The sequence below is a fragment of the Bradyrhizobium sp. genome (genome assembly GCF_035309285.1).
GTDB lineage: Bacteria > Pseudomonadota > Alphaproteobacteria > Rhizobiales > Xanthobacteraceae > Bradyrhizobium.
Map to the genome: position 1 here is coordinate 18471 of NZ_DATGFH010000104.1, position 17662 is coordinate 36132.

General features: G+C 62.8%; 18 protein-coding genes. 10 read left to right on the forward strand and 8 right to left on the reverse strand.

The features are described 5' to 3' along the window. The first annotated feature begins 3 nt into the window (after positions 1 to 3). The 3 genes from VKR55_RS21035 to VKR55_RS21045 all read left to right on the forward strand — a co-directional run bounded on the left by VKR55_RS21035 (position 4) and on the right by VKR55_RS21045 (position 2926). The gene (locus VKR55_RS21035) at positions 4 to 2064 is read left to right on the forward strand and encodes a hydantoinase/oxoprolinase family protein (RefSeq protein ID WP_324406315.1); all 2061 of its coding nucleotides are present in this window, start codon (positions 4 to 6) and stop codon (positions 2062 to 2064) included. A gap of 22 nt (positions 2065 to 2086) precedes the next feature. After that, on the forward strand, positions 2087 to 2458 hold the full coding sequence (locus tag VKR55_RS21040; RefSeq protein WP_324406316.1) for a tRNA-binding protein: 372 nt from the start codon (positions 2087 to 2089) through the stop codon (positions 2456 to 2458). Between the two features lie 75 nt (positions 2459 to 2533). Beyond that, positions 2534 to 2926 (forward strand): Rid family hydrolase, encoded by a 393-nt coding sequence (locus VKR55_RS21045; protein ID WP_324406319.1) that lies wholly within the window; start codon positions 2534 to 2536, stop codon positions 2924 to 2926. Between the two features lie 169 nt (positions 2927 to 3095). Here the strand turns inward: VKR55_RS21045 and VKR55_RS21050 are convergent, their stop codons facing one another. Both VKR55_RS21050 and VKR55_RS21055 read right to left on the reverse strand, forming a co-directional pair. Next, positions 3096 to 3287, reverse strand: coding sequence for a hypothetical protein (locus VKR55_RS21050; protein ID WP_324406320.1), 192 nt, complete (start codon positions 3285 to 3287; stop codon positions 3096 to 3098). Between the two features lie 216 nt (positions 3288 to 3503). Continuing rightward, positions 3504 to 4505 carry a phosphotransferase gene (locus VKR55_RS21055; RefSeq protein ID WP_324406322.1) on the reverse strand — a complete coding sequence of 334 codons (1002 nt, stop codon included), beginning with the start codon at positions 4503 to 4505 and terminating at the stop codon, positions 3504 to 3506. 110 nt (positions 4506 to 4615) lie between these two features. Here VKR55_RS21055 and VKR55_RS21060 point away from each other — a divergent pair, with 110 nt between their 5' ends. Continuing rightward, positions 4616 to 5845: a CaiB/BaiF CoA transferase family protein gene (locus VKR55_RS21060; protein ID WP_324406323.1), complete on the forward strand. Its 1230-nt coding sequence runs from the start codon at positions 4616 to 4618 to the stop codon at positions 5843 to 5845. Here VKR55_RS21060 and VKR55_RS21065 read toward each other — a convergent pair. Next, positions 5838 to 6509: a TetR/AcrR family transcriptional regulator gene (locus VKR55_RS21065; protein WP_324406325.1), complete on the reverse strand. Its 672-nt coding sequence runs from the start codon at positions 6507 to 6509 to the stop codon at positions 5838 to 5840. The two genes, VKR55_RS21060 and VKR55_RS21065, sit on opposite strands and share 8 nt — an antisense overlap. A 316-nt stretch (positions 6510 to 6825) precedes the next feature. Here VKR55_RS21065 and VKR55_RS21070 point away from each other — a divergent pair, with 316 nt between their 5' ends. The 3 genes from VKR55_RS21070 (at position 6826) to VKR55_RS21080 (ending at position 9824) form a co-directional block, all read left to right on the forward strand. Beyond that, a complete protein-coding gene (locus VKR55_RS21070) occupies positions 6826 to 8064 on the forward strand; it encodes an acyl-CoA dehydrogenase family protein (RefSeq protein ID WP_324406326.1) in 1239 nt (412 codons plus the stop codon). Between the two features lie 141 nt (positions 8065 to 8205). Continuing rightward, positions 8206 to 9264 (forward strand): phosphotransferase family protein, encoded by a 1059-nt coding sequence (locus tag VKR55_RS21075; protein ID WP_324406328.1) that lies wholly within the window; start codon positions 8206 to 8208, stop codon positions 9262 to 9264. 206 nt (positions 9265 to 9470) lie between these two features. After that, the gene (locus tag VKR55_RS21080; protein ID WP_324406330.1) at positions 9471 to 9824 is read left to right on the forward strand and encodes an NIPSNAP family protein; all 354 of its coding nucleotides are present in this window, start codon (positions 9471 to 9473) and stop codon (positions 9822 to 9824) included. Positions 9825 to 10342: 518 nt separating this feature from the next. Here the strand turns inward: VKR55_RS21080 and VKR55_RS21085 are convergent. After that, the gene (locus tag VKR55_RS21085; protein ID WP_324406332.1) at positions 10343 to 11512 is read right to left on the reverse strand and encodes a Gfo/Idh/MocA family protein; all 1170 of its coding nucleotides are present in this window, start codon (positions 11510 to 11512) and stop codon (positions 10343 to 10345) included. A 659-nt stretch (positions 11513 to 12171) separates the two neighbouring features. After that, positions 12172 to 12957: an SDR family NAD(P)-dependent oxidoreductase gene (locus VKR55_RS21090; protein ID WP_324406333.1), complete on the reverse strand. Its 786-nt coding sequence runs from the start codon at positions 12955 to 12957 to the stop codon at positions 12172 to 12174. Between the two features lie 136 nt (positions 12958 to 13093). Here VKR55_RS21090 and VKR55_RS21095 point away from each other — a divergent pair, with 136 nt between their 5' ends. Both VKR55_RS21095 and VKR55_RS21100 read left to right on the forward strand, forming a co-directional pair. Then, positions 13094 to 13795, forward strand: a complete 702-nt coding sequence (locus tag VKR55_RS21095; protein ID WP_324406335.1) for a histidine phosphatase family protein — start codon at positions 13094 to 13096, stop codon at positions 13793 to 13795. A 115-nt stretch (positions 13796 to 13910) separates the two neighbouring features. Next, positions 13911 to 14678, forward strand: a complete 768-nt coding sequence (locus VKR55_RS21100; RefSeq protein ID WP_324406337.1) for an SDR family NAD(P)-dependent oxidoreductase — start codon at positions 13911 to 13913, stop codon at positions 14676 to 14678. A gap of 113 nt (positions 14679 to 14791) precedes the next feature. Here the strand turns inward: VKR55_RS21100 and VKR55_RS21105 are convergent, their stop codons facing one another. Both VKR55_RS21105 and VKR55_RS21110 read right to left on the reverse strand, forming a co-directional pair. After that, the gene (locus VKR55_RS21105; protein ID WP_324406338.1) at positions 14792 to 16015 is read right to left on the reverse strand and encodes a serine hydrolase domain-containing protein; all 1224 of its coding nucleotides are present in this window, start codon (positions 16013 to 16015) and stop codon (positions 14792 to 14794) included. 446 nt (positions 16016 to 16461) lie between these two features. Continuing rightward, a complete protein-coding gene (locus VKR55_RS21110; protein ID WP_324406339.1) occupies positions 16462 to 16668 on the reverse strand; it encodes a hypothetical protein in 207 nt (68 codons plus the stop codon). Between the two features lie 324 nt (positions 16669 to 16992). Here VKR55_RS21110 and VKR55_RS21115 point away from each other — a divergent pair, with 324 nt between their 5' ends. After that, positions 16993 to 17148, forward strand: coding sequence for a hypothetical protein (locus VKR55_RS21115; RefSeq protein WP_324406341.1), 156 nt, complete (start codon positions 16993 to 16995; stop codon positions 17146 to 17148). Positions 17149 to 17266: 118 nt separating this feature from the next. Here the strand turns inward: VKR55_RS21115 and VKR55_RS21120 are convergent, their stop codons facing one another. Then, positions 17267 to 17545: a hypothetical protein gene (locus VKR55_RS21120; protein WP_324406342.1), complete on the reverse strand. Its 279-nt coding sequence runs from the start codon at positions 17543 to 17545 to the stop codon at positions 17267 to 17269. Positions 17546 to 17662: the final 117 nt, after the last annotated feature.

The window sequence follows — 17662 nt, forward strand, 5'->3', positions numbered from 1 at the left end:
GCGATGCTGACGATCGGAGTAGACGTCGGCGGCACCTTTACCGACCTCGTCGCCATCGACGAGAGTGGCCGCGCCGTGTTCGCGAAAGCTCTGTCCACGCCGCAGGATCAATCGATCGGCGTGATGGCCGGGCTCGACGAGCTCGCGCGCCGGCTGCATCTTTCCCGCGCCGAGATGCTGGCGCAGACGCAACGGCTGGTACACGGCACCACGGTCGCGACCAACGCGCTCCTGGAACGCAAGGGCGCCAAGGTCGCGCTGCTCACGACCGAAGGCCATCGCGATGTGCTCGAGATGCGCGAGGGCTTGAAGGGCAATCGCTATGATCTGCGCTCGCCGCCGCCGGAACCTTTGGTTCCAAGAGAACTTCGCTTCGGCGTGCGCGAGCGGTTGAAAGCGGATGGCGAAGCGTCGACGCCGCTCGACGACGCGTCTCTCGGCAGGGCCATCGCCGCGATCAGGGAGGCGGGCGCAACCTCGGTCGCGATCTGCTTCCTGCACGCCTATCGCAATCCCGCGCATGAAATCGCAGCCAGCGAACGGCTCGCGCGCGAGCTGCCTGGAATTAGTATCTCGCGCTCGAGCGACGTGCTGCCGCAGATCAAGGAATATGAGCGCGTCTCGACCACGGTGGTGAACGCCTATGTCCGCCCGATCGTGCGGCGCTATCTCGAGCAACTCGAGAAGCGCCTGCGCGAGGCCGGCTTCAAGGGCGCGCTCTTCATCATCCTTTCCCACGGCGGCATGGCGCCGGTCGAGGAGGCCACGCGGCTGGCGGCGGCGACTGTGTTGTCGGGACCCGCGGGCGGCATGTCCGGCTGCCGGCGCTGCGCGGTCATGCTCGGCATTCCCGATCTCGTCGCCTTCGACATGGGCGGTACCTCGACCGACATTTCCCTGATCGCCGACAGCAGCGTGACCTTGTCGGCCGATGGCGGGCTTGCCGGCGAGCGCATCGCGCTCCGCAGTCTCGACATCTCCTCGATCGCTGCCGGCGGCGGCTCGATCGCCTCGGTGGATTCCGGCGGCATCTTTCATGTCGGCCCGCACAGCGCGGGCGCGGTGCCGGGTCCGGCCTGCTACGCCCAGGGCGGAACGGCGCCGACCGTGACCGACGCCAACGTCGTGCTCGGCTATCTGGATCCGGCCGCCTTCATGGGCGGCAAGCGCCCGCTGGATACGCAAGCTGCGGAAGCTGCGATCGATGCCCTCGCGGCTACGCTGAAGATCACGCGAGACGAGGCGGCCGCGGGCGTCTTCCGCTTGGTGAATTTGAAGATGGCCGACGGCATCCGTCTGATGACCCTGCGGCGCGGCGTCGATCCCCGCCGCTTTGCGCTGTTGAGCTTTGGAGGCGCGGCCGGCCTGCACGCGGCTGAGGTCGCGCGCGAGCTGGAGCTCACGCGCATCATCGTGCCGACCACCGCTTCCGTGCTCTCGGCCTGGGGCATGCTGACCTCTGACCTGCGCTATGAGGTGAGCCGCACCCATTTCGAGACCGGCGCGCGATCGACTGCCGCGGAAGTGCGCGGCATCTTTACCGAGCTTGAAGAGCGCGCGGTGAAACGGCTGCGCGGCTGGTTCGATGGCGAGATCAAGGTCGAGCGTTCCGCCGAGATGCGTTATGGCGAGCAGATTTTTGAGATCGACGTGCCACTCGACGGCGTCGATCTCGACTCGCCGTCGCTGATCGCTGACATCGAGGACCGCTTCCACATCAGGCACGAAGAGCTCTACACCTACGCTTCGCGCGACCAGGAGGTCGTGTTCGTCAATGCACGCGTCGCAGCCATTGGCGCGGTCGCGGCAGGCGAGGGCGCTGCGCAGGCGGCTCCAGCGGCCGCGCCCTGCAAGCCGAGATCGCGGCGCAAAGCCTTCTTCGGCGCCTGGCGCGAATGCGACGTCTACGCGCTCGACGATCTCAAGCCCGGCCACAGGATCGAGGGACCTGCGATCATTGAAGCCGAGACGACAACGGTCGTGATCAACGCCGGCGACCAGCTCTCGGTCAACGCGCTCGGCTGGCTCGATATCCGCGTTGCCAAAGCCGCCGGCGCCGCGTGAGGCGCAAGGAAGGAAGCTGCACATGCATCTCGCTCACGATCCCGCCGCGCGCCCCGCAGCGCAAATCAGCTTCGATCAGTTCCTCACCGTCGACATCCGCGTCGGCACCATCGTCGCGGTCGAGCCGTTCCCGGAGGCGCGCAAGCCCGCCTTCAAGCTGACGATCGACTTTGGAGCGGGCATCGGCACCAAGAGATCGAGTGCGCAGCTCACGCAAAATTACGAGGCAGACAGTCTTGTCGGGCGGCAAGTTGCGGGCGTGGTCAATTTCCCGCCGCGCCAGATCGGCAAGTTCATGTCGGAAGTGCTGACGCTGGGATTTCCGGACGACGGCGGCAACGTCGTGCTGTTCTCGCCAGACAAGAAAGTGCCCAACGGCGCGCGGCTGTTCTGACACACTTCCACTCTCATCGAAGCATGCCAGTGACGCGATCGGCTATCCTGATCGCGTCAATCCGAGAGGCATGCCATGAGACGAGAAGTGATCCGCGTCGAACCGATCTCCGGCTGGCTCGAACGCTTCAAGGCGCCTGCGTCCGCGGTGACGCGGGCCGGCAACATGATCTTCGTCTCGGGGCTACCGCCATTCGATCCTGACACCGGCGAACTGAAGCCGATGCCGATCGAATGGCAGGCCGAGCGCGTCATGGCGCAGATGAAGCTGTGCCTGGAAGCCGCCGGCGCCTCGCTCGACAACGTGATGAAGTGCAACATCTTCTGCACCTCGTCGAAGCACTTTGCGGCCGTGAATGCGATCTATTCGCGGTATTTCCCGAATGACCCACCCGCGCGCATCTATGTCTGCATCCCCGAATGGACCGGGCCGTTCGACATCGAGATCGACTGTATTGCGATGGTGTGATGCACCTGGCAGAGAGGGCCTCACGAGGCACATGGAGTGCTGGCCTAGCTCACCCAGGCGAGATAGACGATCGCCGCGCTGAGAGCCATTGCGATCGACCAGATGGCAGGGTCGAAGGTTTCCACGGCTCGGGCTCTCGGTGTTGCGCGTCGCATGAGAAATCCTCCATTCAGCGGGTCAGTGCGATGGCAGCATTAGTCATCACGACCGGCTTGCCGGCCTTGACCACGGCGACAGCGCTGATGTTTTGCGTGAGATGGGACGAGAGGGCGATGCTCGTCATCGCAATCGCCGCGATCAGGGCGGCGACCACGATCTTTAGATGGGTGGTGCGATCTGCGCTGTACATCGAGTGGTTCATCGGAATCTCCGAGAATCTCTTCAGCGTCTTGGTAAACGGTGTCTTCGTCGACCGAAACTTCGGTTCTCCGCTTAGGGGCGGTTCCTTACGTAGTTTTCCGGAGGTCGGGGATCGCGGCTATTGGCGGTAAAATGAACTATCGCGTTGTACCGAGAACGCAGGGCTCTGGTGTGTTGGCAAGAGTTGCAGCGGCGTTCCGGGAGAACTGGTCGCTAGCTAGGTAAGCGGCTCAAAGCTTGGCGTCGGGCAGCCCGTCAGGAACGACGTCAGGAACATTTTGCCCAGCACGTGCCAGGCCGCCGGCGTTCGCGGCTTAAGCCGACCGGTGCAAAATGCTTGCTCATAGGCGGCGAGAGAGGGGGCAATGAAGCTCGCGTCCGAGCGCGCGCGAGAGATCGTCGCGGAGAAGCTGAGAAAGACGCCTGCATAATAGAGACGGGTGAGGGCGCGCACCAGCTTGTGCCGCTCGCGCAGCGCTTCGTCCGGAAGCCGGCCCAGGCAGGCCCGCAGCAGCGCTTCCTCCATTTCCGGGCTGCGCGCGAGATGCTCCGACAGGATCGACACGTCGATGAGAGGGTCGTTGCGATAGGCTGACTCCCAATCGATCAGCCAGAGGCGCCGACCATCGAACAGCACGTTGTTCGGGACCGGATCGTTGTGGCAGGAAACGGAATCAGCGCGATTCCAGACATAGACTCTGCGGATTGCGGCGAGGCGTTCGTTGATGGGATCGAGCACCCCGGGCGCGAAGAGGCCGGTGCGGCAGACATGGGCCCACAAGCGCGCGACGATAGCGGGATAGTCGACGAAATAGGGAAAGACCGGCGTTGCCTGCAGCTCTCGCAGCAGCCTGCCAAGCGCTTCCGCCCGCGCGAGCGGTCCGCCCGGATAAAGGCGGAGCGGTTGCTGGTCGATGAAATCGGTCACCGCAACGCGGGCGGCCTCGTCGAAATAATGAAGGCGCGGGGCAATGCCGGCATCGGCCGCGGTGCGCATGGAGATATATTGATGGGGATTGCGCAGCGGGCTTGGCGCGCCTTCGACACGCAAGAGATACCGGTGGGCGCCGGCGTCGATCCGGAACACCGCCGCCGTCGTCGCGCCTTCCGTGAGTGGTATCGCCGCATCGATCGGAACCGGACCGATGACGGAGCGAAGGGCACCAAGCGCGGCCTCGCGACGGTCTTCCGGCAATGTGTCGAAATGAGCGTTCCCCATGGCTTCATGCTGATAACGCAGTGCTCAGGCGCGGAAAATAGTGTATCGCCAACGTGGTCGTGCGCTGGCGATCATTCCCCGCGCGACAAAACCATTCCGGAGGAAGCGTTATGTCGGCCCTGCCGCTTTCAGGCATCAAGATCCTTGATCTCACGCGCGTGCTCGCCGGTCCCTTGTCGGCGCAAATGCTGGGCGATCTCGGCGCCGACGTGATCAAGATCGAGCGGCCCGGTACCGGCGACGACGCGCGCGCGTTCGGTCCGCCCTATCTCGTCGATCCCGAGGGCAAGCAGAACAACAACAATTCGTTCTATCTCTGCGCCAACCGCAACAAGCGTTCGGTCACGGTGAATATCGCTTCACCCGAAGGGCAGGAAATCATTCGCGAACTCGCGAAAGACGTCGACGTCTTCATGGAGAATTACAAGGTCGGCGACCTCAAGCGTTACGGGCTGGACTATGAGTCGATCAAGTCAATCAACCCCGGCATCATCTATTGCTCGGTGACCGGCTTCGGCCAGACCGGACCCTACGCGCCGCGCGCCGGTTATGATGCGATCTTGCAAGCGATGGGCGGCCTGATGAGCGTCACCGGTCACATCGACGGCGAACCCGGCGAGGGCCCGATGAAGGTCGGCCCCTCCATCGTCGACTACATGACCGGGATGAACACCTCGATAGCAATTCTCTCCGCGCTCTATCATCGGGACGCCAATGGCGGGGAGGGACAGCGTCTGGACGTCTGCCTGTTCGACACCGTGATCGCCTCGCTGTCGCATTGGCTCCAGATCTATCTCGTCAACGGCAAGATCCCGCCGCGGCGCGGCACCTGGGGCAATGGCGGCATGCCGGCCGGCGTGTTCCGCTGTACCGACGGTGAATTGATGGTGGTGGTCGGCAATGACGGACAGTTCGCACGCACCTGCCAGGTGCTCGGCGCTCCCGAACTCGCGACTGATCCGAAGTTCATCAAGAACAACGACCGTGTGAAGCACGGCAAGGAGATCATGGCGATCTACGCCGGCTTGTTCCTGAAGAAGCCGGTCGCCTATTGGCTGGGCGAACTGGAGAAGGTTGGCGTGCCCTCCGGTCCCATCAACGATTTCGCGCAGGTGTTCGCCGATCCGCATGTCCGCTCGCGCGGCATGGAGGTGAAGGTCGATCACCCCTACGAGCATTCGCTGTCATTGATCCGCAACGCGCTGACCTTCTCCGGCACGCCCGTGAAGGAGTATCGCTATCCGCCGCGGCTGGGCGAGCATACCCGCGAAATTCTCTTGTCCAGGCTCGGCTATGATGACGCGAAGCTCGATGCGCTGAAGGCGCAGAAGGTCATCTAGCGGTTGCAGCGGCACGCGGGGCGGCGACTCTGCCGGCCATCGCGCCGCGCACCAGCCCCATCACGGCGACATCCACCACACGATCGATAACACCCTCGACGTCGTCGACGTCGCATTTGCCGTCAGACAGCTTCGCCAGCCGCTCGCTGTCGCGCACGGTCTGCTGCGCCATCGCGAGCGCGAAATGCAGGCCCCAATAGAGCTCGACGTCGCTGCGGTCCGGCAGTGAGCGCCGCATCGCGGCGATGAATTTCCGCAAATGGTCGATCTCGCGGTTGCGGATGCGGCGGATCGCCGGCACCGACTCTATGCTGACGCGGATCATGAAGCGCGCCGGCGTCGAGCGCTGGTTCTCCGGCCCCAGACAGCCGCGCAGGGTCGGACCGACGAGGGCGCGCAGCACCTCGGAAATATCGGCGCGGCCGTTGCCGGCTTCTTCCGCCTCGCGCAATTCCCGCAAGCGCTCCTTGTTGAGCGCGAGGCTGCGGGTCACGAACAATTCGGCGATCAGCTCGTCCTTGGAGCCGAAATGATAATTTACCGCGGCGAGGTTGACGTTGGCCTCGGCGACGATGTCGCGGAGCGTCACGTCGCCGAAGCCGCGGTCGGCATAGAGCCGCTCAGCGGCGGCGAGAATGGCGGTTCTGGTCTGATCGCTTGGCATGGCTTCAGCCTTTTCCGTCATTCCGGGGCGCGCGAAGCGCGAGCCCGGAATCTCGCGCGATCACCTCCGGATTCCGGGTTCGACGCTGACGCGTCGCCCCGGAATGACAGGGCTGCGCTAGGAGTGTTGCATTTCAAACATTTGTATGAAACTATCGTTTTAACGGCGGGAAATGTCAATGCGCCAGTTTCGCACGGCGCAAATTTCCGGCCCTCACACTTCCGTCGTCACGCGCCTGCCGGCTCAAGGCCTTGCGGCGCGCGAGGAGCGGGAAGACAGTGCGGCCTAATTCTTCAGAGCAGGTGAGGAGCGTCCCATGGATTTCACGATGTCGGACAGGCAGAAGGAATGGCTCGGCCGGGTGCAGGCCTTCATGAATCAGCATGTCCGCCCGGCGGTGCCGATCTACAAGCAGCAGGATGCCGAGGGTCCGCGCTGGAAAGTGATCCCGATCCTGGAAGAATTGAAGAAGAAGGCGAAGGCCGAGGGCCTCTGGAACATGTTCCTGCCGCCGTCCGCTCATGAGGACGATGAATTTCGTGGCGCGGGATTGACTAACCTCGAATACGCGCCGCTCTCCGAGGAGATGGGCCACATCGGCTGGGCCTCGGAAGTGTTCAATTGCTCGGCGCCCGACACCGGCAACATGGAAGTGTTCATGCGCTACGGCACGAGGGAGCAGAAGCGCAAATGGCTGAAGCCGCTCATGAACGGCGAGATCCGCTCCGCCTTCCTGATGACGGAGCCGGCGGTGGCCTCCTCCGACGCCACCAACATCGAGACCCGCATCGAGCGCGATGGCGATCACTACGTCATTAACGGCCGCAAATGGTGGTCGTCCGGCGTCGGCGATCCCCGCTGCAAGATCGCAATCCTGATGGGCAAGACCGATCCCAATGCCGCGCGCCATCAGCAGCAGTCGCAGATCCTGGTGCCGCTCGACACCCCCGGCATCACCATCGAGAAGATGCTGCCGGTGTTCGGCTTCGACGATGCGCCGCACGGCCACGGCGTGGTGCGCCTCGATAACGTGCGCGTGCCGAAGGAGAACATCCTGCTCGGCGAGGGTCGCGGTTTCGAGATCGCGCAGGGCCGGCTTGGTCCGGGCCGCATCCATCACTGCATGCGCACCATCGGCAAGGCCGAGGAGGCGCTGGAGAAGATGGTCAAGCGGCTGATGTCGCGCACCGCTTTCGGCAAGAAGATCATCGAATATTCGATTTGGGAGCAGCGCATCGCGGAAGCTCGCACCGACATCGAGATGAACCGGCTGCTGTGCCTCAAGGCCGCCGACATGATGGACAAGGTCGGCAACAAGACCGCGCAGCTCGAGATCGCCATGATCAAGGTCGCCGCGCCCAACATGGCGCTGAAGATCCTCGACCAGGCGATCCAGGCCTTTGGCGGCGCCGGCGTGTCCGACGATGCGGGGCTGGCCCGCGACTACGCCTCGATGCGCACCATGCGCCTGGCGGATGGCCCGGACGAGGTCCATAACCGCGCCATTGCCAGACTTGAACTTCGGAAGTATGCAAACTCTCCGACGACACACTGAGGGGAGTGCTTACACCTGCGTTCCTCTCGGCCGTCATTCCGGGACGCGTCGAAGACGCGAGCCCGGAATCTCGAGATTCCGGGTTCGATGCTTCGCATCGCCCCGGAATGACGGATAAGAAAAGAATGAGGGAGCGCCATAGTGGCCGACGGCGTCAGGAGAGACGAGGAATTTTCCGGCACCAAGCCGGTCGAGGAACGGCATCGGATCGACGAGGTCAGCCTTGACCGCTGGATGTCCGGCCACGTCGATGGCTATCGGGGACCTCTGACAGTCCTGCAGTTCAAGGGCGGCCAGTCCAATCCGACCTATCGGCTCGACACGCCCGACCGTTCCTACGTGATGCGCCGCAAGCCCTTCGGCAAATTGTTGCCCTCGGCGCACGCGGTCGACCGCGAGTTCCGCGTCATCGATGCTCTGTCGAAGCAGAAATTTCCGGTCGCGCATGCCTACGCGCTCTGCACCGACGACAGCGTGATCGGGGCGGCCTTCTACATCATGTCGATGGAGGAGGGCCGGGTGTTCTGGGATCCCACGCTGCCGAGCCAGACGCCCGACGCGCGGCGCAAAATCTTCGTCAGCAAGATCGAGACGCTCGCGCATCTGCACAATTTCGATCCCGAAAAAATCGGCCTTGGTGACTTCGGCCGGCCCGGAAATTATTTCGCCCGCCAGGTCGACCGCTGGACCAAGCAGTATCGTGCCTCCGAGACCCAGCACATTCCGGAAGTCGAGAAGCTGATCGAGTGGCTGCCGAGGACGTTGCCGGAGCAGAAGCGCATCTCGATCGTGCACGGCGACTATCGCCTCGACAACATGATCTTTCACCCGACCGAACCGCGGGTGAAGGCGGTGCTCGACTGGGAGCTATCGACGCTCGGCGATCCCATGGCCGATTTCACCTATCTGTTGATGCAATGGACCATGCCGGGGCTGACCGGCGTCGACCTGAAGGCGCTCAACATTCCGAGCATGGAAGAGGCCGCCGCGATCTATTGCAGGGTTGCGGGCACCGCCGTGCCCGATCTGAACTGGTACTTCGCCTACAACCTGTTCCGCCTCGCCGGCATCACGCAAGGCATTGCCGGCCGTATCCGCGACGGCACCGCAGCCAATGCCAAGGCCATGGAGTCCGCCAAGCGCACCGTGCCGTTGGCGAAAGCCTCCTGGGAATACGCGCAGAAGGCCGGCGCGGCTTGAAGAGAGACAAGGGCGTGTCGGAAGGGCGCGCCTTTTTCTCCGTCGTCATTCCGGGACGCGCCGTGAGGCGCGGGCCCGGAATCCATATCCACCGGCTATGGTTATGGATTCCGGGCTCGACGCTTGCGCGTCGCCCCGGAATGACGAGGGCATTGACGTTGCATCCTGGCGCTGCGGACCTATCTCCTCATCCAAAGGAGACCGCCATGATCCAGCAACTGCGCATCTACGAAATCTTCGAGAAGAACAAGGTTAAATTCCACGCGCGCTTCCGCGATCACGCCGCGCGGATCATGCAGACGCGCTACGGCTTCAAGATCGTCGCGATGTGGGAGACCAAATTGGGTGAGCGGACCGAGTTCGTCTATCTCCTGGAATGGCCGGACGAGGCGACCAAGACCAGGCAATGGGCGGCCTTCATGGCCGACGCCGAATGGACCGAGATCAAGCGCGTCACCCATGCCGAGCACGGTTTGATGGTGGGTGAAATCGAAGATCGCGTGCTCACCCCGGTCGACTATTCGCCCGCGAAGGCGAGAAGCCTGCTCGCTTTGGCGTAGGTTTGCAGGGCTAATCTAATGCGCCCTACCAGCCTAAAATGACCGCTGGGCTGTCCAGGAGCCCGCGCACCGCTGCCCTTCAGACCAACCGATCCAGGTCCCTCGGCCCAGAGCGCGCCCTAGCTAGCTTGCCCGACCCCGCTGCGTGCTTGTCCTGCACGGTAACGGACGCACGAACTGTACCGGAACTCGTGACAGCGCCCCTGAAAGTCGCCACGTTAGGCGACGTGATCACGCCATTCTCTATGTTGACCGAGTAATTGTAGGCCGGGCTGCAATCACCGCTTTGCGTAACAAACGTGATGTTCCACGCGCCGTCGTATGGGGAGCGGGCGTCAGCGCTCGCAGCAAGAAGCAGAGTGGCGCAGCCAAACAGCATCGCGAGCAAGTGCCTGTCCATTATGAAGTCTCCATCGGTGGGATGGGTAGAGCGCAGCGAAGCCCATCGCGTTTGCGGTAACAAGAGACGGGTTTCGCTTTGCTCTACCCATCCTGCGGCAGGGGGGCGAGTGGCAGCGTCACAACTTGACCCGTCGCCCTTCATCCGCGGCCCAATAGCCCGCGTAGTTCACCCGGATCGTCTCCTGCGCCAGCGCGAGATCGGACAGCGGCTGCCGGCCGGTGGCGGCACATTCCATGAAGTCCTGGATCTCCTGCAAATAGCCGCGGGTCCATTCCTCCTCGAGGCAGACATATTGCCAGCCGGTTTTGCGATCGACCTTCTCGGTGATGTAGACGGAGGCCAACTTCTCCTCGTTGGTCTGGTAGCTCATCAGGTGAGTGTTCGGTGTGATATTGGCGAACAGCGAGCCGCCCGAAGTATAGGTCTCGATCAGGTTGCGCACGCCGCCCATGATCATGTCGCCGGAGAAGATCGTCGCCTTGGTGCCATCGGAGAAGGTGAGGGTGAGCGTGCCCCAATCCTCCACGTCCACCGGATTGGCTTTGATATAGGCGCGCTCGTCGGGCTTCAGACAGGCCGCGACATGGCCGACATCGCAGGTGACGCTGGCGACGCGAATACTCTCGCCGCGCGCTTTCGCCTCGACCTGCTTCAGAAAGAGCACCGCCGACAAGGGATGACACCCCATCCGGATCAGCGAGCCGCCGCCGGTCATCGCCCATTGCGCGGCATGCGCCGCGTGCGAGCCGGAGTGGCTCTCCTCGCCTTTCATGAACAGGATCTTGTCCTTGGTGGCGCGCAGGACTTCCGCGGTCTTGGTCACCGCCGGCGCGTAGACCCAGTCCTCGGCATACATGAAGAGTTTTCCGGTCTCTTTGATCGCGGCCGCCGTCTTCGCCATCTCCTCGCAGACGCGCTCATACATCAGCGCTTTAGCGACATGCTTGCCGATCGGAGCCTTGTCGCCCTCGCGGCCGAAATAGCCCGCGAACGGCTTTTCGCAGATCACATGCTTGGCCGCCCGCATGGCCTCCACGATCATCGACGCGTGCAGGTTGGGCGGCGTGCAGATATCGATGACGTCGATGTCGCGGTCAGCGACCAGCTCGGCGAAGCTGCGATAGGTTGCGAGGATGCCGTGTCGTTTGGCAAATTCGACGACATGATCGCCCCGCGCCGCAACCGCATTCACCTCGACATCGATGCCATAGACGCGCCGGTACGCATACATGTGCAGTTCGGAGACGAAGCCGCAGCCGGCGAGACCAACCCTTACTTTCTTCATGTGCCCTTGCTCGACGCTGCCCGACAGGCAAATCAATTCCGATAATCGGAAGGATGTCAAGCCCCTCTGCAAAAAATATTCTGCTTTCGTTTTTCAGAAATATATGGTTGTCTCCGCACGTCCCGCCCGCAAGAGGGGCGCTTCGCGATCGTCACGAACGTGGGTGCGGGATGCGGTGGACGCGGGCGCATCAACTGACGAGTGATGTTGCCGCGGACGAGCGAAATCGCGTGGTCCTGATCTCCCGACGCTGGGATCAACCCCCGGGTCATGAGCCCGGGGGGACGGTGGCTAACAAGCCCGGTACACCGAGGAGAGCGCGTATAAGCCGTAAACCATTGCGCAGGGAATGCCGGACTGTTGCGGCGTACCTGTAGTTTAACTCGTGTGCGTTCTTTGCGCTTACCTGCACACGAGACTTACGGGTGTGCCAGACACCCGGTGTTCCCTGCGCCCTTGTTCTCGAAGAGGGTATTGATTGAATAACTCGGACGAAATTGAGTCGCGAGAATACGTATCTGTGCCCAAGTGCCTCGTCATTCCGGGGCGACGCGCAAGCGTTGAGCCCGGAATCCATAACCACCGGCTGGGGTTATGGATTCCGGGCCCGCGCCTCACGGCGCGTCCCGGAATGACGACGGAGAGAGATGCGACTGAAACTACACCGGCTTCCCCGTATACGGCATCGATGCGGTGAGGCCGCCATCGACCGGGAATGCCTGGCCGTTGACGTAGGACGCCTCGTCGCTCGCGAGAAACAGCGCCATCGCCGCGATCTCGTGCGGCTGGCCGGCGCGCTTCAGCGGATTGAGCTGGCCGATCTTGTCGGAGGTGCCGCGTTCCTTGGCGCGTTCGAAGATCGGCCTGGTCATGCCGGTCTCGATCAGGCCGGGACAGACCGCGTTGATGCGCACGCCCGTGCCGGTGAGCGAATAGGCCGTGGTCTGCACCAGGCTGATCACGCCGGCCTTGCTCGCGGCATAAGGGTGTCCGCTGGCGCCACTCTTCAAGCCGGCGACGGACGCGGTGCAGACGATCGCGCCGTGTCCCTGTTTGGTCAGATGAGGTATGGAGTGCTTGACCGCGAGGAACGGCCCGATCAGGTTGATGCGCAGGATCTCCTGCCAGTGCTCGACGGTCTGCTCGGCGAGCGGCACGAGGCCGCCGGAAATGCCCGCATTGGCCCAGATCGCGTCCAGCCTGCCGTAAGCCGAGAGCGCCTTGCCGATGTAGGCGACGACATCCTTCTCCGAGCCGGCATCGGCCTGCACGGCCTGCGCGGTGCCGCCGGCTTTCTTCACGAGATCGACGGTCTCGTTGACGCCATCGGTACGGTCGACCGCGATCAGTTTTGCGCCTTCTTTTGTAAACATCAGCGAGGCCGCGCGCCCGATGCCGCTCCCGGCGCCGGTGATGATGACGGATTTGCCTTCGATGCGGCCCATGAGCTTCTCCCTGACGCTTCCCGCTTTGCGGAATTTCAAACATGGTTTCAAACGTTCAAGTGACAGCAGGAGTCACTTGAGACGACGCGCGCACTCACGTACGACGGCGGCTGAGAGTAGGGAAGGATTTTTTGCGATGTCCAATACCGACAGGAAAGTGGTGGTCACGCGCTGGTGGTGGGTGCGGCATGCGCCGGTCAGGAGCGACGGCGGCAACATCTATGGCCAGACCGACATCGCCTGCGATACGTCCGATGCCGAAGTGTTCGAAGCGGTAGCAAAGATCCTGCCGCGCAATGCGGTGTGGGTCGCAAGCAATTTGCAACGCACGCATCAGACCGCAGAAGCGGTCTGGGCCGCCGGCTTTCCGAAGCCGGCCGGCATGGCGAGGGAGGCTGCATTCGCCGAGCAGCATCTTGGGACGTGGCAGGGCACGAGCCGTGCCGCGTTCATCGCGTCGCGGCCGGCCGGCAGCCACTGGTTTGCCGATATCAACGAGCCCACTCCGGGCGGCGAGAGTTTTATGGACCTCTATAACCGCACCAAGGCTGCGATCGATCGCCTTACCGCTGCGCACGCGGGCCGCGACGTGATCGCCGTTGGCCATGGCGGCACCATCAAGGCCGCCGTGGGCCTCGCGCTCGGTGGTCTGGTGGAGCAGGGGCTCTCCTTCGATATCGACAATTGCTCGGTGACCCGGCTCGATCATTTCGCAACCGCCGACCGCTCGAGCTGGCGGCTGCCGTTTGTGAATCAGCAGCCATGGATCGCCGATGAGCGGCACAAGGCCATGCATCAGCCGGCGGGACCGGAGGTGGAGACGGGGAAATTGGCGTGACTGTCATTCCGGGGCGGTCCGCAGGACCGAACCCGGAATCTCGAGATTCCGGGTCCACGCTGCGCGTGTCCCGGAATGACGATAAGAGCAAAGACAACAAATCTGGGAGGAAACCATGAGCCTGTTCGACATGAAGGGAAAGGTCGCCGTCATCACCGGCTCGACGCGCGGCATCGGGCGCGCCATTGCCGAGCGCATGGCCGAGCATGGCGCGAAGGTCGTGATCTCCTCGCGCAAGGCCGATGTCTGTGACGCCGTGGCGAAGGAGATCAACCACAGTTACGGGAAGGGGACGGCGGTCGCGATATCAGCCAACATCTCGTCGAAGGAAAACCTGCAAAACCTCGTCGACGAGAGTAACCGCGCCTTCGGCAAGATCGACGTTCTGGTCTGCAACGCGGCGTCGAACCCTTACTATGGCCCGCTCGGCGGCATCTCCGACGATCAATTCCGGAAAATCCTCGACAACAACATCGTCGCCAACAACTGGCTGATCTCGATGGTGGTGCCGCAGATGATCGAGCGCAAGGACGGCTCGATCATCATCGTCTCCTCGATCGGCGGCTTGAAGGGCTCGACGATCCTTGGCGCCTACGCGATCTCCAAGGCCGCCGACATGCAGCTCGCGCGAAACCTCGCCTGCGAATACGGCAAGCACAACATCCGCGTGAACTGCATCGCGCCCGGCCTGATCAAGACCGATTTTGCCAAGGCGCTGTGGGAAAATCCGGAGAACTTGAAAGCGTCAACCGCGCGCTCGCCGCTTCTGCGCATCGGCATTCCAGACGAGATCGCGGGCGCAGCCGTGTTCATGGGTTCGAAGGCCGGCGACTTCATGACCGGCCAGACCATGGTGATCGACGGAGGCGCGACGATCAGTTGATCATGTGCTGTCATTCCGGGGCGCGCGAAGCGCGAACCCGGAATCTCGCGCCGCAACTTCGAGATCCCGGGTTCGCTCGCGAACGCGAGCGCCCCGGGATGACCCCTTCGGGGTCACTCCACCGCCGCGTACACCAGATTGCGCACCAGGGTGCGCGTGTGCTGGCGCTGGCCGGGGCCCTGCATCATGAACACGGCGAACAGATCTTCCTTCGGGTCGATCCAGAAGAAGGTGCCGGCCATGCCGCTCCAGAAGAACTGGCCGGCCGAGCCGAGGATCGGGGCCATGCCGGTCTCCAGGCGCACAGCGAAGCCGAGTCCAAAACTGTGACCGGGCGGGAGGAAGTCACCCTTGATCTTCACGTCCGCGGACAGATGATTGGAGGCCATCAGCTCGAGCGTTTTGCGGCCGACAATGCGATTGCCGTCCAGCGTGCCGCCGCTCAGCAGCATCTGGCAGAAGCGCGCGTAGTCCATGGTGGTGGAGACGAGCCCGCCGCCGCCGGATTCCATCGTGGGCTGCTCCAGCATGTTGAAAAGCTGGACCTTCTCGCCAGTCCAGGGATCGGTCGGGTAAGCTTCTGCAAGGCGCGCGGCGTTCTCCGCGCCGGTGAAGAAGGCGGTCTCGGCCATCTGCAGCGGCGCCAGGATGCGCTCGGTCAGGTACGCGCCAAGCGTCTTGCCGCTGACGACCTCGATGATGCGGCCGAGGATGTCGGTGGAGCGGCTATAGTTCCATTCCGCTCCCGGCTGGCAGATCAAGGGCAGCTCGGCGACCATCGCTGCATGCTCGGCATTGGTGATCTTGCGGCTGCGCAGCCGCGACTCCTTGTAGAGCTGCTGCACCAGGCTGTTGCCGGTGTGGTCGTAGGTGATGCCCGAGGTGTGCCGGAGCAGGTCCTGCACCGTCATCGGCCGCGGCACGTCGACGAGCTCGAGCCTGCCGTTCCTCTCGACGCCGACCTTCTGCTTGGCGAATTCCGGGATGAATTTCGCCACAGGCTCGGCAAGCAGGAGCTGGCCGTCCTCGACCAGCATCATGATGCCGACCGAGACGATCGGCTTGGTCATGGAGAAGATGCGGAAGATGGTGTCGTGGGCCATTGGCCGAGCATCTGCCGGGCTTTGTCGGCCAATGGCGTCGAACCAGCCGATCTGGCCCTTGCGGGCGACCAGGATGGTCGCGCCCGGCAGCGTTCCCTTGTCGACCTCGCGCTTGAACGCGTCGGACAGCCTCTCGAGCCGCGACGGCGACAGGCCGATGCTCTCGGGCTTGGCGTGGGGCAGGGACGGCGTTTGCGGGGGGCTGGCGTGTTTCGCGGCAATCTGGGCGTTCATGGTCTTCTCCCGTGTGCTCTTGGCGGCTTGGGTGAAGTGTGGCGCAGAAGTTATCGCTTGGATAGGGCATTTGGCCGGCTTCGCCCTTGCAAATGGGGCATGGCCTATGCTTGAAACGGCGCGGATCGACGGCGCTGCTTCGGTCTCACAGGAGTGTAGCTCAATTGGTAGAGCACCGGTCTCCAAATTCTGGAAAGACCGTACCTGTTAGGATCAGTTGATCCCTTCCAAGCCTGAAAAATCTAGGAAATTTCGATCCGGCATCATCTTCGGTGCCATCCCGTCGCAACCCGTACCGCGCAGTTCGGTAGCAAAAGCGGTAGCACGGGCATGTTCACATTGCTTTGGGTTTTGGTCGGCGCGGTTGCGCTGGCGCTGCTCGCCTTTGTCGCCTTCGTGGCGGTTGGGGTGTGGGTCGATAGCAAAGGCGGCTCGGGCAGCGTCGACTAAGCCTCATCCCGCATTTGCAGGAACATCGCTTTCACGTCGGTGATGCGCAGCCTGCCGTTCCAGTGCTGCTTTAGAATCCACAACTGCCGCGCGGCGATCTCGTCGGCCTTGATGGTATTGCGGCCAGCGGCGAAGAATGCGCGCATGTCGGCCAGGAAGGCGCGTGCGACTTCGGGCGGCAGTTCTATTGGCTTGCGGGGCATGAGCCTGATATGGGCGGGTGGCGTTTATGTTTCCAGTGAACATAATTCGCGAATGCTTACAATCAACATAATTCAATAAAATCAATGGCTTAACTTGCATTTCCGCGAATCTCCTGTATGGTGCTCGCGGGCTGGAAACCTAAACCGAGATAACCTCCCCACATTCAGTTTTGCGTGCGGCATTGGCCGGGGTGGTGTCGTGCATGTCCAATGGGCGCAAAGCGCCCTAAAGGCGGCGCTGCGTGTCTCTCGGCACGTTTTCGACCCCGGCTGCCGGCCGATCCGGCAATGGGCTCGAAAAGCCAAACCCGAGAGCATCACAACATGATCAGCGTAATTGAACAGGCATGGTTTATGGTTCTGATAACGGCACTCGCCGATCGCGATTTTGAAGCGGTCGAAACCGCCGCCCGCATGCTCGCGGCAGAAAGCGGCATGAGCGATTACGCCGAGCGCGTGCTATCGCACCGTTTCAGGTAATTCAACAACCACTCTGCGACTTCGGCGGCGTCCTGCCATGGCGAAAGCTGGTAGGCGTCGCCGATCTGTTTCCCGCCTTCGTCAAACACGATCAGTTCGTCACCTTCGACCCGGAAATTCAACACGGCACTTTTCCGTACTCGTGCGGGTCGATCCGGCGATTGAACGGTGAGTCGTCTGCCTTGTGGTGGCGCGTCGCTAGGCGCGCGGCGACGATTCTTGGTGCGGTGCCACTCGGGACTTTCTCGCTCACCGGATTCCCGAAGTCGGAAAGAAGCGGCTCGCCGTCCTCCGAACAGAGCACGACTAGCCCGTCGCTCTCCATCCAGTTTGCGGCGATCGTTTCGCCCGTTGGGCGGTATCCGCCGAGCTCAAAAATGTCGTGGTGAATTTTCATCCAATTACGTGCCTCGGGTAGGTGATGACGCGATTAAAGTTAGGGTCGCGACCGCCGCCCATGGCGGACAAGTCATCACCGAATGCCAGGGACAAAGCGAGCGCGTCTGCGGCGTCA

What these genes read in the sequence shown, in the direction of transcription:
- VKR55_RS21110 (WP_324406339.1), bottom strand. Translation starts at nt 16,668, where the DNA reads ATGCCCCGCAAGCCAATAGAACTGCCGCCCGAAGTCGCACGCGCCTTC.
- VKR55_RS21035 (WP_324406315.1), top strand. Translation starts at nt 4, where the DNA reads ATGCTGACGATCGGAGTAGACGTCGGCGGCACCTTTACCGACCTCGTC.
- VKR55_RS21065 (WP_324406325.1), bottom strand. Translation starts at nt 6,509, where the DNA reads ATGCCAAGCGATCAGACCAGAACCGCCATTCTCGCCGCCGCTGAGCGG.
- VKR55_RS21045 (WP_324406319.1), top strand. Translation starts at nt 2,534, where the DNA reads ATGAGACGAGAAGTGATCCGCGTCGAACCGATCTCCGGCTGGCTCGAA.
- VKR55_RS21115 (WP_324406341.1), top strand. Translation starts at nt 16,993, where the DNA reads ATGATCAGCGTAATTGAACAGGCATGGTTTATGGTTCTGATAACGGCA.
- VKR55_RS21055 (WP_324406322.1), bottom strand. Translation starts at nt 4,505, where the DNA reads ATGGGGAACGCTCATTTCGACACATTGCCGGAAGACCGTCGCGAGGCC.
- VKR55_RS21085 (WP_324406332.1), bottom strand. Translation starts at nt 11,512, where the DNA reads ATGAAGAAAGTAAGGGTTGGTCTCGCCGGCTGCGGCTTCGTCTCCGAA.
- VKR55_RS21095 (WP_324406335.1), top strand. Translation starts at nt 13,094, where the DNA reads ATGTCCAATACCGACAGGAAAGTGGTGGTCACGCGCTGGTGGTGGGTG.
- VKR55_RS21120 (WP_324406342.1), bottom strand. Translation starts at nt 17,545, where the DNA reads ATGAAAATTCACCACGACATTTTTGAGCTCGGCGGATACCGCCCAACG.
- VKR55_RS21090 (WP_324406333.1), bottom strand. Translation starts at nt 12,957, where the DNA reads ATGGGCCGCATCGAAGGCAAATCCGTCATCATCACCGGCGCCGGGAGC.
- VKR55_RS21040 (WP_324406316.1), top strand. Translation starts at nt 2,087, where the DNA reads ATGCATCTCGCTCACGATCCCGCCGCGCGCCCCGCAGCGCAAATCAGC.
- VKR55_RS21050 (WP_324406320.1), bottom strand. Translation starts at nt 3,287, where the DNA reads ATGAACCACTCGATGTACAGCGCAGATCGCACCACCCATCTAAAGATC.
- VKR55_RS21100 (WP_324406337.1), top strand. Translation starts at nt 13,911, where the DNA reads ATGAGCCTGTTCGACATGAAGGGAAAGGTCGCCGTCATCACCGGCTCG.
- VKR55_RS21070 (WP_324406326.1), top strand. Translation starts at nt 6,826, where the DNA reads ATGGATTTCACGATGTCGGACAGGCAGAAGGAATGGCTCGGCCGGGTG.
- VKR55_RS21060 (WP_324406323.1), top strand. Translation starts at nt 4,616, where the DNA reads ATGTCGGCCCTGCCGCTTTCAGGCATCAAGATCCTTGATCTCACGCGC.
- VKR55_RS21105 (WP_324406338.1), bottom strand. Translation starts at nt 16,015, where the DNA reads ATGAACGCCCAGATTGCCGCGAAACACGCCAGCCCCCCGCAAACGCCG.
- VKR55_RS21080 (WP_324406330.1), top strand. Translation starts at nt 9,471, where the DNA reads ATGATCCAGCAACTGCGCATCTACGAAATCTTCGAGAAGAACAAGGTT.